Here is a 13,496-nt window from a genome sequence, read left to right as displayed (position 1 = left end):
CGCCCACCACCCGCCCACTGCTGTCCCGCACTTCCAACACTGTATTTTCCATGTCCCGCACACTGCAGCTCGCCGAGCAACTGATCAGCCGCCCTTCCGTCACACCCGAAGATGCGGGCTGCCTCGACCTGATCGCCGCGCGGCTCGCGCCGCTGGGCTTTGTCTGCGAGCGCCTCGACAGCGGCCCCGACAGCTTTCGCGTACAAAACCTCTACGCCAAGCGCCCGGGCGCCGTGGGCGCCAGCGGCGTTGCGCCCAAGACCCTGGTGTTCGCCGGCCACACCGACGTCGTGCCCACGGGCCCGCTGGAGCAATGGAGCAGCCCGCCGTTCACGCCCACGCACCGCGATGGCCGGCTCTACGGCCGCGGCGCAAGCGACATGAAGACCTCGATTGCGGCGTTTGTCGTTGCCGTCGAGGAGTTCCTGGCAGCGACGCCCGAGCCGCTGATCGATCTGGCCTTTCTGCTGACCAGCGACGAGGAAGGCCCGTCGATCGATGGCACCAAGGTCGTGGTCGAGCAGTTCAAGGCCAGGGGCGAGCGCCTCGACTACTGCATCGTCGGCGAGCCCACGGCGGTGGAGCGCACCGGCGACATGATCAAGAACGGCCGCCGCGGCACGATGAGCGGCAAGCTCACGGTGCTGGGCATCCAGGGCCACATCGCCTACCCGCAGCTCGCGCGCAATCCCATCCACCAGGCCGTGCCGGCGCTGACCGAACTCGCGGCCACGGCCTGGGACCAGGGCAATGCGTTCTTCCCGCCCACGAGCTGGCAGATCAGCAATATCCACGGCGGCACGGGCGCAAGCAATGTGATTCCGGGCAGCGTGGTGATCGACTTCAATTTCCGCTTCTGCACCGAGTCGACGGCCGAAGGCCTGCAGGCGCGCGTCAAGGCGATACTCGACAGCCATGGCCTCGAGTACCAGCTCGACTGGACCATTGGCGGCCAGCCGTTCCTGACCACGCCAGGCAGCCTGGTCCACGCCGTGCAGCAGGCGATCGCCGATGAGACCGGGCTGCAGACCGAACTCTCGACCACGGGGGGCACCAGCGACGGACGTTTCATCGCCCAGATCTGCGACCAGGTCATCGAAATGGGCCCACCCAACGCGAGCATCCACAAGATCGACGAAAATATCGTTCTGGCCGATATCGCGCCACTGACCAACATCTACCGCCGCACGCTGGAAAACCTGCATGCCCAGGCCCTCGCGGCCTGTGCAGCCCCCGGCGCGGCGTGACCGAAAGCTCCATGATTGAACCCCAAGCCGTGCACGGCACGACGGTGGCCGCGCTCATCGCGTCCGGTGCCGGCGCACTCACCGCCGCTGGCGTGGCCTTTGGCCACGGCACCAGCAACGCCCATGATGAAGCCACCTGGCTGGTGCTCTGGCGCCTGGGCATTCCCCTGGATTGCGACCTGGACGACGCCGCGCTCGCCGAGCAGGCCGTCGATGCTGCGCAGCAGGCCGGCGTCGCCGCGCTGTTCGACGAGCGCATACGCACGCGCAAGCCCGCTGCCTACCTGACCCGGGAAGCCTGGCTGCAGGGCGTGCCGTTCTATGTGGACGAACGCGCCATCGTGCCGCGCAGCTTCATTGCCGAAATACTGGCCGACGGCTCCATCGACGACTGGCTCAGCGACAAGACCCGTGACGTGCTCGACCTGTGCACCGGCAACGGCAGCCTCGCCTGCCTGGCCGCGATGGCCTACCCCGACGTACAGGTCACGGGCGCCGACCTGTCGACCGATGCGCTGGCCGTGGCGCGCATCAATGTCGACCGCCATGAACTGCAGCAGCGCGTGCAACTGATCGAATCCGACGGCATGGCACAGACGCCCGGCCCCTGGGACCTGATACTGTGCAACCCGCCCTACGTCAACGCCAACAGCATGAGCGAGCTGCCCGCCGAATACCAGGCCGAGCCCCAGCTCGCGCTCGCCGGTGGCGCCGACGGCATGGACTTCATCAAGCAGTTGCTCAGCGATGCGCCCAGCCGCATGCGCGAGCATGCAATCTTGATCCTGGAGATCGGCAACGAGCGCGAATACTTCGAGGCCGCGTTCCCGCGGCTGCCGGTGTTCTGGCTCGACACCTCATCGGGCGACGAACAGGTGCTGCTGATCACCCGCGAAGCGCTGGTACGCCAGGCGCTCGCCGACCTCTGAACATCTGCCTGGCTTTGCGCCGGCTTTTGCCCTGGAGGCGGGAGCGGCGGAAAATCAGGCATTCTCTTTTTTCCAGGCCTGCGGGCCTTTACGTGGCCACGCCACGCCCTGGACTTCTCAATGATTACCCTTAAGAACGTGAGCTTGCGCCGATCGGCCAAGGTGCTGCTCGACAAAGTGACGGCGACCATCAACCCGGGTGAAAAAGTCGGCCTGGTGGGGCGCAACGGCGCGGGCAAGTCCAGCCTGTTCGCGCTGTTCACCGGCGCTCTGGCCGAAGACGGCGGCGAATTCTCCAAGCCGCGCCAGTGGCGCATGGCCCAGGTCGCGCAGGACATGCCCGAGACCGACCAGTCGGCAACGCAGTTCGTTATCGACGGCGACACCCGCCTGGCCGAAGTGCAGCAGCAGCTGCGCGACGCCGAGGCCAGCGACGACGGCATGGCGATCGCGCAGGCGTATTGCGACCTCGCCGATGCCGGCGCACACGACTCCGTGGCACGCGCCCAGGCACTGATCCTGGGCCTGGGCTTCAAGTCGTCCGAGCTCGACAACCCCGTCGACAGCTTCTCGGGCGGCTGGCGCATGCGCCTGCAGCTCGCACGCGCGCTGATGTGCCCCTCCGACCTGCTGCTGCTCGACGAGCCCACCAACCACTTGGACCTGGACGCGCTGGTCTGGCTCGAAGCCTGGCTCAAGCGCTATGCGGGCACGATGATCGTCATCAGCCATGACCGCGAATTCCTCGATGCCGTGACCACGGTCACGCTGCAGATCAACGCCGCCCAGCTCAACCGCTACGGCGGCAACTACAGCAAGTTCGAGGAACTGCGCGCCCAGCAGCTCGAACTGCAGGGCGCGAGCTTTGCCAAGCAGCAGGAAAAGATCGCCCACCTGCAGAAGTTCATCGACCGCTTCAAGGCCAAGGCCTCCAAGGCCAAGCAGGCGCAAAGCCGCGTCAAGGCCCTGGAGCGCATGGAGAAGATCGGCCCGGTGCTGGCCGAAGCCGACTTCACGTTCGAGTTCAAGGAACCGCTCAACCTGCCCAACCCCATGCTGGCGATTTCGGACGCCGCGTTCGGCTACCGCGGCGAGGACGGCAACGACACCGTCATCCTGCGCAATGTGAGCCGCTCGGTGCTCGCCGGCCAGCGCATCGGCATCCTGGGCGCGAACGGCCAGGGCAAGTCGACGCTGGTCAAGACGATTGCCCACGAAATGGGCGCGCTCGCCGGCCAGGTCACCGAAGGCAAGGGCCTGAACATAGGCTACTTCGCGCAGCAGGAACTCGACGTGCTGCGCCCCGCGGACAGCCCGCTCGAACACATGATCCGCCTGGCGCGCGAGCAGGGCCCCAACAGCCGCGAACCGTCGCGCGAGCAGGACCTGCGCAGCTACCTGGGCACGTTCAACTTCACGGGCGACATGGTCAAGCAGGCCGTGGGCACGATGAGCGGTGGTGAAAAGGCGCGACTGGTGCTGGCGATGATCGTCTGGCAGCGCCCCAACCTGCTGCTGCTCGATGAGCCTACCAACCACCTGGACCTGGCCACGCGCGAGGCGCTGTCGATGGCGCTCAACGAGTTCGAAGGCACGGTCATGCTGGTCAGCCATGACCGGGCGCTGCTGCGCGCGGTCTGCGACGAGTTCTGGATGGTCGGCCGCGGCGCGGTGGGCCCGTTCGACGGCGACCTCGACGACTACCAGCGCTACCTGCTCGAAGAGTCCAAGCGCCTGCGCGAGGAAGCCAAGAACGAAGAGGCCAGGCCCGCGGCTGCGGCCCCCGCACCCGCGCTCGCTCCGGCAGCCATTGCGCCCGTGGCCCCGCCGCCCGCGCCCACAGCGCCCGCCCCGGCCGTGGACCAGAAGGAGCAGCGCCGCCTGGCTGCGCTGGCCCGACAGGAACTCGCCGACAAGATGCGCCCGTTCAAGAAGGAACTCGAGGCCAACGACAAGAAGCTGGCCCAGCTCACGGCCGAACGCGCCCAGATCGAACAGCGCCTGACCGAGCCGCTGCCCGCCGCTGAAATCGTCGAAGCCGGCAAGCGCCTCAAGGCCTGCAGCGATGAAATCGACGCGCTCGAAGAGCGCTGGCTCGAGATCAACGACGCGATGGAAGGTTTGACGGCCCAGGCTGGCAACGATTCGTAAGCACGAGGCCAGGCTTCAAGAAACCAGAAAACCAAGGCCCACCCTTGGTTTTTTGCTATCTATTTTGATAGCTATGAAGTTTTTTCAAAAAAAGACGCGTTTTCGTTTCATTTATTTGCGTTTGGCTGTCAACGCGGTCCATGGGCCTCGCGTTGAACAAGCATCACAGGAGCTTTTTAAATGAACATGACTGCCCACACGTCTGCCTGGCCCGAAGATGAACGCGATCGCAAACGCGCTCCAGCCCGCTGCTAAGACGCATTTTCACGGTGCGCGGTGCCGCTTGATCGAACCGCATGCACCCTATCTTCCAAGCCGGGCGGGCATCCATACACAGATGCCAGACCCGCAATTTCAACCCGCCGCCAAGACGGTATCTCCCCCCCTCCCCACGCTTGCTCACTCCGTGTAGCCGCTGCCCCCCAAAGGGGCGCTCCTTGCCTTGGGGCGGCCCGGCGGCAATACAAACACCCCCACGCTTGCTCACTGCGTGTAGCCGCTGCCCCCCAAAGGGGGCGCACATTGCCTTGGGGCGGCCCGGCGGCAATACAAACACCCCCACGCTTGCTCACTGCGTGTAGCCGCTGCCCCCCAAGGGGGCGCCATTGCCTTGGGGCGGCCCGGCGGCAATGAAAAAACCCGCCGCAGCGGGTTTTTTCTTTTCCGGTCCGGTCAGTGCATGTGCAGGCCGCCGTTGACCGAGAAATCGGCCCCGGTCGAGTAACCACCGTCATTCGACGCCAGCCAGGCAATGATGGAAGCGATCTCGCCCGGCTCGCCCAGGCGGCGCACCGGAATCGTGCCGACGATCTTGTCGAGCACTTCGGTGCGGATCGCCTTGACCATGTCGGTGCCGATATAGCCCGGGCTCACGGTGTTGACCGTCACGCCCTTGGTGGCCAGTTCCTGGGCCAGCGCCATCGTGAAGCCGTGCATGCCGGCCTTGGCGGCCGAGTAGTTGGTCTGACCCGACTGGCCCTTCACGCCGTTGACCGAGCTGATGTTGATGATGCGGCCCCAGCCTTTTTCGACCATGTCGCCCACCACCTGCTTGGTAACGTTGAACATGGACGTCAGGTTGGTTTCGATCACCGCGTCCCAGTCCTCGCGCGTCATCTTGAGGAACATGCGGTCGCGCGTGATGCCGGCGTTGTTGACCAGCACGTCAATGGTGCCGTGCTCGGCCTTGGCCGCGCTGAAGGCCGCGTGCGTCGAGTCCCAGTCACCGACATTGCCGACGGACGCATGGAATTCGAAGCCCTGGTCCTTTTGCTCCTTGAGCCATTTGTTGAAATCCCGTGTAGGGCCGCAGCCGGCAATGACCTTGAAGCCGTCCTTGTGCAGACGCTGGCAGATCGATGTACCAATGCCGCCCATACCCCCCGTGACATACGCTACTTTTTGACTCATGCAATTTCTCCTGGACAAACCACTCGTACGATTCAAACACTCTATCGAAATTAGCCGGCAGCAAGGCTGAGGTAACTACTGAGTCCGCGCTAAAAACGCGCGGACTCCGGGTATCCACGCGCCGTATCAGACGCGTTCCAGCGCCATGGCCACGCCCATGCCGCCACCGATGCACAGACCCGCGAGACCGCGGCGCGCGCCGCTGCGCTGCATTTCGTGCAGCAGCGTCACCAGCACGCGACAGCCCGAGGCACCGATGGGGTGGCCCAGCGCGATCGCACCGCCGTTGACGTTGACCTTGGCCGGGTCTATGCCCAACTGCTGGTTGACCGCGCAGGCCTGGGCCGCGAACGCCTCGTTGAGCTCGAACAGATCGACCTCTTCGGCCTTCCAGCCGGCGCGCTCGAGTGCCTTACGGCTAGCAAAAACCGGGCCCATGCCCATGGTGGCCGGATCGAGACCCGAAGTCGCATAGGAAACGATGCGCGCCAGCGGCGTCAGGCCCAGCGCCTTGGCCTTGGCTGCGGACATGACGACCACCGCGGCCGCGCCATCGTTGAGGCCCGACGCATTGCCGGCCGTGACCGAGCCGGCCTTGTCGAACGCGGGGCGCAGGCCGCCGAGCGCTTCGGCATTGGTCTTGCGGTTGATGTATTCGTCGGCCGCGAACTGCAGCGGCTCGCCCTTGCGCTGGGGAATCGAAACGGGAACGATCTCATCGACGAACTTGCCCGCGTCCTGCGCCGCAGCGGCCTTTTGCTGGCTGGCCAGCGCCAGCGCGTCCTGGGCTTCGCGGCTCACGCCGTTTTCCCTGGCGACGTTCTCGGCGGTGATGCCCATGTGGTACTGGTTGTAGACGTCCCACAGGCCGTCGACGATCATGGTGTCGGTCATCTTCCAGTCGCCCATGCGCTGGCCGTCGCGCGAGCCGTTGAGCACATGGGGCGAAAGACTCATGTTTTCCTGGCCGCCCGCGACCACGATTTCGCTGTCGCCCGTGGCCACGGCCTGGGCGGCGAGCATCACGGCCTTGAGGCCGGAGCCGCAGACGGCGTTGATGGTCAGTGCGGGCGTTTCCTGGGCCACGCCGGCCTTCATCATGGCCTGGCGCGCGGGGTTCTGGCCCACGCCCGCGGTGAGCACCTGGCCCATGATGACTTCACCGACCTGGTCCAGCGGCACCTGGGCGCGGCTCAGGGCCTCGCGGATGACCAGGGCGCCGAGGTCGGTGGCGGGAACCTTGGCGAGCGTGCCGCCAAATTTGCCCACGGGGGTACGAACAGCAGAAACGATGACGATGTCTTCCATGATGGTCCTTTGATGACTCTGGTTTCGGCGTCCGGCCCTTTCAGCGCTGGGCCAGGGATCGCCACATGCTACGGATATTGCACCGCAACATTGTCAACTATTTGCGCCGGCTTTTTGCCGGACATAGCGACCCGGTGCGGGTTCGATTTGCGCGAAGGCCTTGCCACGGCCGTAGCGCTTGGGCGCCGCGACCTGTTTGCCGCCCTGCCGGGCCAGCCATTGCGCCCAGTCGCCCCACCAGCTTCCCGGGCGTTCGCTCGCGCCGCCGAGCCACTCGGCATGGCTTTCAGGGAGCTGGTCGTCGTCGCGTATCCAGTGGCTGCGCTTGTTCTTCGCCGGCGGGTTGATCACGCCCGCGATATGGCCAGAAGCGCCCATCACGAAGCGTTTGGCGCCCGGCAGATGGCGCGTGGACGCGTAGGCGGCGTTGATGGGCACGATATGGTCTTCGCGCGAGCCGTAGATGTAGACCGGGATGTCGAGCTGCGAGAGGTCCAGCGGCTGGCCGCACACGGTGAGCGCGCGCGGCTGCACCAGCTTGTTCTCGAGGTAGAGATTGCGCAGGTACCAGGCGTAGTAAGGGCCGGGCAGATTCGTCGAATCGCTGTTCCAGTAGAGCAGGTCGAACGGCGGCGGCGTTTCGCCCTGCAGGTAGTTGCCCACAACATAGTTCCAGACCAGGTCGTTGGGCCGCAGGAAGCTGAACGTCGAGGCGAGCTCCTGGCCCTTGAGCAGGCCGCCCTGCCCCAGCTGCCATTCGCGGTAGCGCACCATGGGCTCGTCGATGAAGATGTCGAGAATGCCGGTGTCGCTGAAGTCGAGCAGCGTGGTCAGCAGCGTGGCGCTGGCCACCGGCTTCTCGCCACGCGCCGCGAGCACGCCCAGCGCCGCCGTGAGCATGGTGCCGCCTACGCAAAAGCCCAGCGTGTTGATCTGCTCGGCGCCCGAAATTTCACGCACGCGCTCTATGGCCGTGAGCACGGCGCCGTCGATATAGTCGTCCCAGCTCGCCTTGGCCAGCGAATCATCGGGGTTGCGCCAGCTCACCACGAAAGTGCGCTGGCCCTGCGCGACCGCGTAGCGGATCAGCGAGCTTTCGGGCTGCAGGTCGAGAATGTAGTACTTGTTGATGCAGGGCGGCACCATCAGCAGCGGCCGCTCGCTGACCTTGTCGGTCAGCGGCTTGTATTCGATCAGCTGGAAGAGTTCGTTCTCGAACACCACCGCGCCTTCGGTCGTGGCCATGTTCCGGCCGACCTCGAAACGGCTTTCATCGGTCATCGACAGATGGCCTTGCTGCATGTCGTGCAGCAGGTTGCTGATGCCCTTGGCCAGGCTCGCGCCCTGCGAGGCGATGAGCTTTTGCTGCGCTTCGGGGTTGAAGGCCAGGCAGTTGCTGGGCGACAGCGCGGCCGTCCATTGCTCGACCGCGAAGCGGATGCGCCGGCAGGTCTTCTCGTCGGCCTGCACCGCGTCGGCGAGGTCCAGCAGGGTCTGGGAATTGAGCAGATAGACTTCGGCCATCAGCGCCGCACCGGGCTGGCTGCGCCAGCTGTCGGCGGCAAAACGCTTGTCTTTCGGCGCCTGTACCGGCGGCTGGCTCGCATGGCTCCACAGCCGCGTGAGCTCGCGCTGGTAGTGCTGCTGCAAACTCTGGAGCTTTTGCGGGTCGAACTGCAAGGCCGGGGCCGCGGGCACGGCGGCGGCGGAATCAGCGGCGGCAGTGGCGGGCTGCAACAGTGCCAGTATCTGGCCCCATTGCTGACTGAAGATCTGCGGAATTTGCGGGGCGAAGCCACGGAGTGGGTCAGAATTCATGCTGCGTCCAAGATAGGCGGAATAACGATGCGACCAGGTGGCACCATTGTTGTCCAGCATCCGCCCCCTGGCAATGGACTTTGGCGGCGCTTGCCGCTTTTCTCTACCCCGGCCCTTTCAGGCCTCTTCCTGCTCAATGGCCCCCCATGTACCTTGTCGTTATAGCCTGGCTGTATGTCACCTTGATGATGGCCATTGCCGAAGCCACGAGCCCCGTGGGCAGCGTGCTCGGCGCCATCGTGACGTTCCTGATCTACGGGCTGCTGCCATTGAGCATCCTGGTCTACATCCTGGGAACGCCCGGGCGCAAGCGCCGGCTGCGGCTGCGGGAGCAGGCCGAGCAGCAGGCCTGGGATGATGCCCAGGCCCAGGCCCAGGCCCGGGCCCAGGCGGCCGGCACGCGTTCAGGCGGCGCCGTCGCGCCAGATGCAGGCGGCGAAACGCCCGCTGCTGCCCAGGCGGGCTGCGTCCCGCCGGTGCGAGAAGAACGCTGAGGGGTTGCCCACGGTGCACCAGCGCGCGCTGCCGTCGTTGCCATAGACCGCGGTGATGCCCAGCGATTGAAGGCGCTGGCGCGCGAGCCCGGCAAGATCGGCAAGCCACTTGCCCGGTGCCTGCCCTGGCCGGAAATGCCTCGCGGCCTCGGGGCGGCCCTGGCACAGCGCGGCACGCACTTCTTCGCCGACCTCGAAAGCGTCGGGCCCTATGCACGGGCCCAGCCAGGCCAGCGTCCGGCCCGCCACCTGGCCCTGGTCTGCTGCGCCGCCCGCGCGCACCACCTGCTGCGCAAACTGCGCGAATACGCTTTCAAGCACGCCTTGCGGGCAGCCGCCCGCACGCACCGTGCCCGCGAGACCGCGCCAGCCCGCATGGGCCGCGGCCACCACGCTGCCGTGGCGATCGGTGAACAGCACCGGCAGGCAGTCGGCGACCATGATGGTGCAGGCCACGCCCGGCGCAGCCGTCAGGCTCGCATCGGCGGCCAGGCCCTGGGCCGTGCCGGCGCCCAGCGCCAGCACGTCGCTGCCATGCACCTGGCGCAGGAACACCGCGCGGGCGCCGGGCGTGCGCGCGCGCAGCGCGGCCTGCAGCCGCGTGCGGTTCTCGTGCACGGCGTATGCGGCATCGCCCACATGGTCGCCGAGGTTCAGCGAATCCCAGGGCGCGACGCTGACGCCGCCCGCGCGCGTGGTGCACAGCGCATGCACCCCGGGCGGCGCAGGCCAGTCGGGCAGCAGCCAGTCATCGAAGGCGGGGGCGGCGGTCATTGGTGGTCCGGGCAGGCGTCGGGATGGGCCAGCGCAAAGGCCGGCAATGCCAGGCAGCGCGCGACGATGGCCGCGATGCGCGGCAGTTCGTCGAGCGTCAGGCCGAAGCGCTGGGCGTTGAAGACCTGGGGAATGAGGCAGCAATCGGCCAGCCCCGGCGTGTCGCCCCAGCAGTAAAGGGATTCGGCCAGGCCCGCGGCGCGGCGTTCTTCGGCCAGCAGGCCGAGCTGGCGCTCCACGGCCGCAAGCCCCGCGCCGGCCCAGTGGCGGTACCACGCGGTCTTTTCCTCTTCGGAGACTTCCAGCGTGCGCACCAGATACTTGAGCACGCGCAGGTTGTTGAGCGGGTGGATTTCGCAGGCCACCATCTGCGCGAGCGCGCGCACATGGGCGCGGCCCAGCGCGTCGGCGGGCAGCAGCGCCACCGCGGGCTGGGTTTCGTCGAGGTATTCGATGATGGCCATCGACTGGGTCAGCAATTGCCCTTGGTCAAGCTCGAGCGCCGGCACCAGCGCATCGCCCACGCGGTCGGCGTACTCCGCCGCACGGTGGTCGCCGCGCAGCAGGTGCACGGGCACATAATCAAACGACAGGCCCTTGAGATGCAGTGCGATGCGCACGCGGTAGGCGGCAGAGGAGCGGAAATAGGAATGCAGCTTCATGCCGCCCAGCATACCGCCACCAACGGCTCTTGCCCATGGCGCAAGCGCGCAGTCCCTAAGAACGTGTTCATGATCTCAACGCGTCGCGTTGGGACGCAATCGGGATGAGTTCGAAGCGCTGGGGCGCAGCTTGCACCGGGGTGCAAGCAAGCTGCAGCGCGAAGAAATCGCCCGATTTCGTCCCAACCCTTCGGGACAGTGCCTTGGCGGGCGGTCTGCGTCGTTGCAGATCCTCGCAATAGCAGGGCTATTGCTGCGGTACTGCGCCTAGCATCCCATCCCGCCAAGGCGCTGTCGCGGCCCGAAGAGATCGTGAACACGTTCTCACACCGGCCATGCAAGCAAAATGACCGATTTTCCAGATGTACGGCCAAAAACGCCCTATCGATCAGACTGCAGCTGCATCCTGCTCGGCCTCGGGCCACAAGGCAGGAAAATAAAAGCGCAGGGCGTGGTGCGGCACGGCAAAGCGCAGTGCGCCATAGGCGGAGTCGGTCGCCAGGAATCCACGGCTCAACAGCGCCGAGACGGTCGAAGATGCCACCCGATCTCCCAGGCCCAGCATGGCCTTGAAATCGGCCCGCGGCATGGAGAGCTGGGTGGCAAACAAGTAATGCAGTGCGTTGAGCGCCTCGGGGCGCACGCCGGACTTGAGAGCGCCGGATTCGAACGCCAGCGCAGCTTCAATGCGGCCGCGCATGCCCTGGATATCGAGCATGCCGGCCATGAACTCAACCTGGTCGATGCAGACGTCGAGGGTGTAGTTGACCCAGTCGATCAATGCGGCTTGCGACAGGTTGCCGCGCCCGTCCAGATCACTGCGGCGGTGTTCGTCAGCCGCCTGCAGCAGGGCCTTGTAGCGTGTCTCTGTGCGCGCAAAACCGCGCAGCGGCGACCATATCCCTTTCGTGTACCCGCCAGCGTGCAGCAGCAGATGGGTGTGCAAGCGCGCCACCCGACCATTGCCATCGAGGAAGGGGTGCATCCAGGCCAGGCGATGGTGCGCCGCCGCAAGTGCGACGACCGAAGCCTCGCCGCGGCGCTGCCGGCCGTAGACCTGCGCCCAGCGCTCGATGAAGCGGGGCAGCGCCTCGGCAGTAGGTGCCTCGTGCCTGCCGACAGCGACCTGGCGCGAGCGCAGTTCGCCGGGCACCATGAGGGAGCCATCCACCAGCCGAAGGTCTTCTTCGGGCAGTTCCTGGAAAAGGCGAAGGTGCAGCTGCTTCAGGGCTTCGGTCGAATAGAGCCAGCGCGCACCGTCGTCCCCTGCCATGCGCAGACGCTGCGACAGATCCTGCTCGCAGTGCTGCTCGGTGTGGATATGGGCCACCGCCAGGCGCTGCTTGCGCGCCAGATCGGCGTTGGCGGAGAAATCCTGCTGCAGCGCGCGCTCGATGTCGCTGGGACGGGTGTGCTCCCCTTCGATGCGGTTGCTGTAGTAGCTGTTCATGCTGCGCAGCAAACCACCGATCTCCGACTGCGAGGTGTAACCGGCGCTCACGCCCAAGGCAGTCGCAGCGCGTATGAGATCGCTGGCGCGCTCCAGCAACGGGCCCAGGGCCATCTCCGTGGGCATCAAGGGAGAAAAGTGATCCGGGTGATCGTAGGACGGTATTATTTGCGAGCTCATGTGCGAGATTTTAAACGACGTCTTTTACCTCTGAAAATGGATTTTTTTTCATGAATTTATGCGAGATTACATGCGAGAAATTTTCTTGACGTCGACTGCACGCCTGCGCGCACGAAATCCGTGCCAGCGGCACTATGACTGTGGTGTGGAGCGCTTGCCGTCGGGCGTGCCCCATACGGGCACGCAGGAAAGACACCCGTGAAACGCCATCCTTTGCCTTGCATCGGGTGGATGTAGTTCATTCCTATATAAGAATCGGCCCGCGCGCATGGCACACTGCTGCGCTCAGGCCCGCGCCGGACGCGGCTTGGCATTTACCTTCTTTCGTGAAAGATTCCCATGCGCTATGTATTCACACCCGCAGACGTCGCCAGCCTGCCCGTGGTGGGCAGCACCGAACGTTTCCCCGTGCACCGCATCTATTGCGTAGGCCGCAACTACGAAGAGCACGCCAAGGAAATGGGCTTTACCGGCCGCGAGCCGCCGTTCTTCTTCCTCAAGCCGGCCGATGCGCTGCTGCCCGTCGAAGCCGGCACCACGGGTGAAATGCCCTACCCCTCGCTGACCAGCAACCTGCACCATGAGATCGAGCTGGTCGTGGCCATAGGCAAGGCCGGCAAGAACATCCGCGCCGCCGACGCCGCCGAGTACATCTACGGCTACGCGCTGGGCCTGGACATGACGCGCCGCGACCTGCAAAACGAGATGAAGAAGCAGGGCCGCCCCTGGTGCATAGGCAAGGGCTTCGAGCACTCGGCGCCCATCGGCCCGGTCACGCCCGTGGCCCAGGCCGGCAACGTGGAGCAAGCCGCGATCGCGCTGCAGGTCAACGGCGTCGACCGCCAGCGCAGCACGGTCTCGCAGCTGATCTGGAACATCGCCGAAACCATAGAGCACCTGTCGGCCGCATGGGAGCTGCAACCCGGCGACCTGATCATGACCGGCACGCCCGAAGGCGTGGGCGCCGTGGTGCGTGGCGACCTGCTCGAAGGCACGCTCGACGGCCTGACGCCCCTGTCCGTTCGCATCTCCTGATGACCTGCCCCGCGCCGCGCGCGCGGGGCACGCAGGCG

Annotated in this window: 11 protein-coding genes; 5 read left to right on the top strand and 6 right to left on the bottom strand. The window is 65.9% G+C overall.

What is annotated here, in order from left to right; all coding sequences use genetic code 11:
* Positions 1–50 precede the first annotated feature (50 nt).
* The 3 genes from dapE (at position 51) to GVL12_RS05995 (ending at position 4,327) form a co-directional block, all read left to right on the top strand.
* Complete coding sequence (gene dapE, locus GVL12_RS06005; RefSeq protein ID WP_159911871.1) at positions 51–1,247, top strand: succinyl-diaminopimelate desuccinylase; 1,197 nt, start codon at positions 51–53, stop codon at positions 1,245–1,247.
* An 11-nt stretch (positions 1,248–1,258) separates the two neighbouring features.
* A complete protein-coding gene (prmB, locus tag GVL12_RS06000) occupies positions 1,259–2,176 on the top strand; it encodes a 50S ribosomal protein L3 N(5)-glutamine methyltransferase (RefSeq protein WP_159911869.1) in 918 nt (305 codons plus the stop codon).
* Between the two features lie 120 nt (positions 2,177–2,296).
* Positions 2,297–4,327, top strand: coding sequence for an ABC-F family ATP-binding cassette domain-containing protein (locus GVL12_RS05995; RefSeq protein WP_159911867.1), 2,031 nt, complete (start codon positions 2,297–2,299; stop codon positions 4,325–4,327).
* 672 nt (positions 4,328–4,999) lie between these two features.
* On the opposite strand, the gene phbB is transcribed toward GVL12_RS05995, so the two are convergent.
* The 3 genes from phbB to GVL12_RS05980 form a co-directional block, all read right to left on the bottom strand.
* Entirely contained in the window at positions 5,000–5,737 is a 738-nt protein-coding gene (phbB, locus tag GVL12_RS05990) for an acetoacetyl-CoA reductase (RefSeq protein WP_159911865.1), read from the bottom strand.
* Between the two features lie 126 nt (positions 5,738–5,863).
* Positions 5,864–7,045, bottom strand: coding sequence for an acetyl-CoA C-acetyltransferase (locus tag GVL12_RS05985; RefSeq protein ID WP_159911863.1), 1,182 nt, complete (start codon positions 7,043–7,045; stop codon positions 5,864–5,866).
* A gap of 93 nt (positions 7,046–7,138) precedes the next feature.
* Positions 7,139–8,863: an alpha/beta hydrolase gene (locus GVL12_RS05980; RefSeq protein WP_159911861.1), complete on the bottom strand. Its 1,725-nt coding sequence runs from the start codon at positions 8,861–8,863 to the stop codon at positions 7,139–7,141.
* A gap of 146 nt (positions 8,864–9,009) precedes the next feature.
* Here GVL12_RS05980 and GVL12_RS05975 point away from each other — a divergent pair, with 146 nt between their 5' ends.
* Positions 9,010–9,357 (top strand): hypothetical protein, encoded by a 348-nt coding sequence (locus tag GVL12_RS05975; protein ID WP_159911859.1) that lies wholly within the window; start codon positions 9,010–9,012, stop codon positions 9,355–9,357.
* Here GVL12_RS05975 and GVL12_RS05970 read toward each other — a convergent pair.
* From GVL12_RS05970 to GVL12_RS05960, 3 genes are all read right to left on the bottom strand, one after another.
* A complete protein-coding gene (locus GVL12_RS05970; RefSeq protein WP_159911857.1) occupies positions 9,268–10,131 on the bottom strand; it encodes a polyphenol oxidase family protein in 864 nt (287 codons plus the stop codon). The two genes, GVL12_RS05975 and GVL12_RS05970, sit on opposite strands and share 90 nt — an antisense overlap.
* Complete coding sequence (gene maiA, locus GVL12_RS05965) at positions 10,128–10,793, bottom strand: maleylacetoacetate isomerase (RefSeq protein WP_159911855.1); 666 nt, start codon at positions 10,791–10,793, stop codon at positions 10,128–10,130. Before maiA ends, GVL12_RS05970 begins: the two co-directional genes overlap by 4 nt.
* Positions 10,794–11,181: 388 nt before the next feature.
* Positions 11,182–12,369 carry a Fic family protein gene (locus GVL12_RS05960; protein WP_200843526.1) on the bottom strand — a complete coding sequence of 396 codons (1,188 nt, stop codon included), beginning with the start codon at positions 12,367–12,369 and terminating at the stop codon, positions 11,182–11,184.
* A 393-nt stretch (positions 12,370–12,762) separates the two neighbouring features.
* Here GVL12_RS05960 and GVL12_RS05955 point away from each other — a divergent pair, with 393 nt between their 5' ends.
* Positions 12,763–13,458 carry a fumarylacetoacetate hydrolase family protein gene (locus GVL12_RS05955; RefSeq protein ID WP_159911851.1) on the top strand — a complete coding sequence of 232 codons (696 nt, stop codon included), beginning with the start codon at positions 12,763–12,765 and terminating at the stop codon, positions 13,456–13,458.
* Positions 13,459–13,496 lie beyond the last annotated feature (38 nt).

It is taken from the genome of Pantoea sp. 18069 (genome assembly GCF_902706035.1).
GTDB lineage: Bacteria > Pseudomonadota > Gammaproteobacteria > Burkholderiales > Burkholderiaceae_C > Comamonas.
This window is presented reverse-complemented; position numbering and strand designations above follow the sequence as displayed.

What these genes read in the sequence shown, in the direction of transcription:
- dapE (WP_159911871.1), top strand. Translation starts at nt 51, where the DNA reads ATGTCCCGCACACTGCAGCTCGCCGAGCAACTGATCAGCCGCCCTTCC.
- GVL12_RS05980 (WP_159911861.1), bottom strand. Translation starts at nt 8,863, where the DNA reads ATGAATTCTGACCCACTCCGTGGCTTCGCCCCGCAAATTCCGCAGATC.
- GVL12_RS05955 (WP_159911851.1), top strand. Translation starts at nt 12,763, where the DNA reads ATGCGCTATGTATTCACACCCGCAGACGTCGCCAGCCTGCCCGTGGTG.
- GVL12_RS05960 (WP_200843526.1), bottom strand. Translation starts at nt 12,369, where the DNA reads ATGCCCACGGAGATGGCCCTGGGCCCGTTGCTGGAGCGCGCCAGCGAT.
- GVL12_RS05975 (WP_159911859.1), top strand. Translation starts at nt 9,010, where the DNA reads ATGTACCTTGTCGTTATAGCCTGGCTGTATGTCACCTTGATGATGGCC.
- phbB (WP_159911865.1), bottom strand. Translation starts at nt 5,737, where the DNA reads ATGAGTCAAAAAGTAGCGTATGTCACGGGGGGTATGGGCGGCATTGGT.
- prmB (WP_159911869.1), top strand. Translation starts at nt 1,259, where the DNA reads ATGATTGAACCCCAAGCCGTGCACGGCACGACGGTGGCCGCGCTCATC.
- GVL12_RS05995 (WP_159911867.1), top strand. Translation starts at nt 2,297, where the DNA reads ATGATTACCCTTAAGAACGTGAGCTTGCGCCGATCGGCCAAGGTGCTG.
- GVL12_RS05985 (WP_159911863.1), bottom strand. Translation starts at nt 7,045, where the DNA reads ATGGAAGACATCGTCATCGTTTCTGCTGTTCGTACCCCCGTGGGCAAA.
- maiA (WP_159911855.1), bottom strand. Translation starts at nt 10,793, where the DNA reads ATGAAGCTGCATTCCTATTTCCGCTCCTCTGCCGCCTACCGCGTGCGC.
- GVL12_RS05970 (WP_159911857.1), bottom strand. Translation starts at nt 10,131, where the DNA reads ATGACCGCCGCCCCCGCCTTCGATGACTGGCTGCTGCCCGACTGGCCT.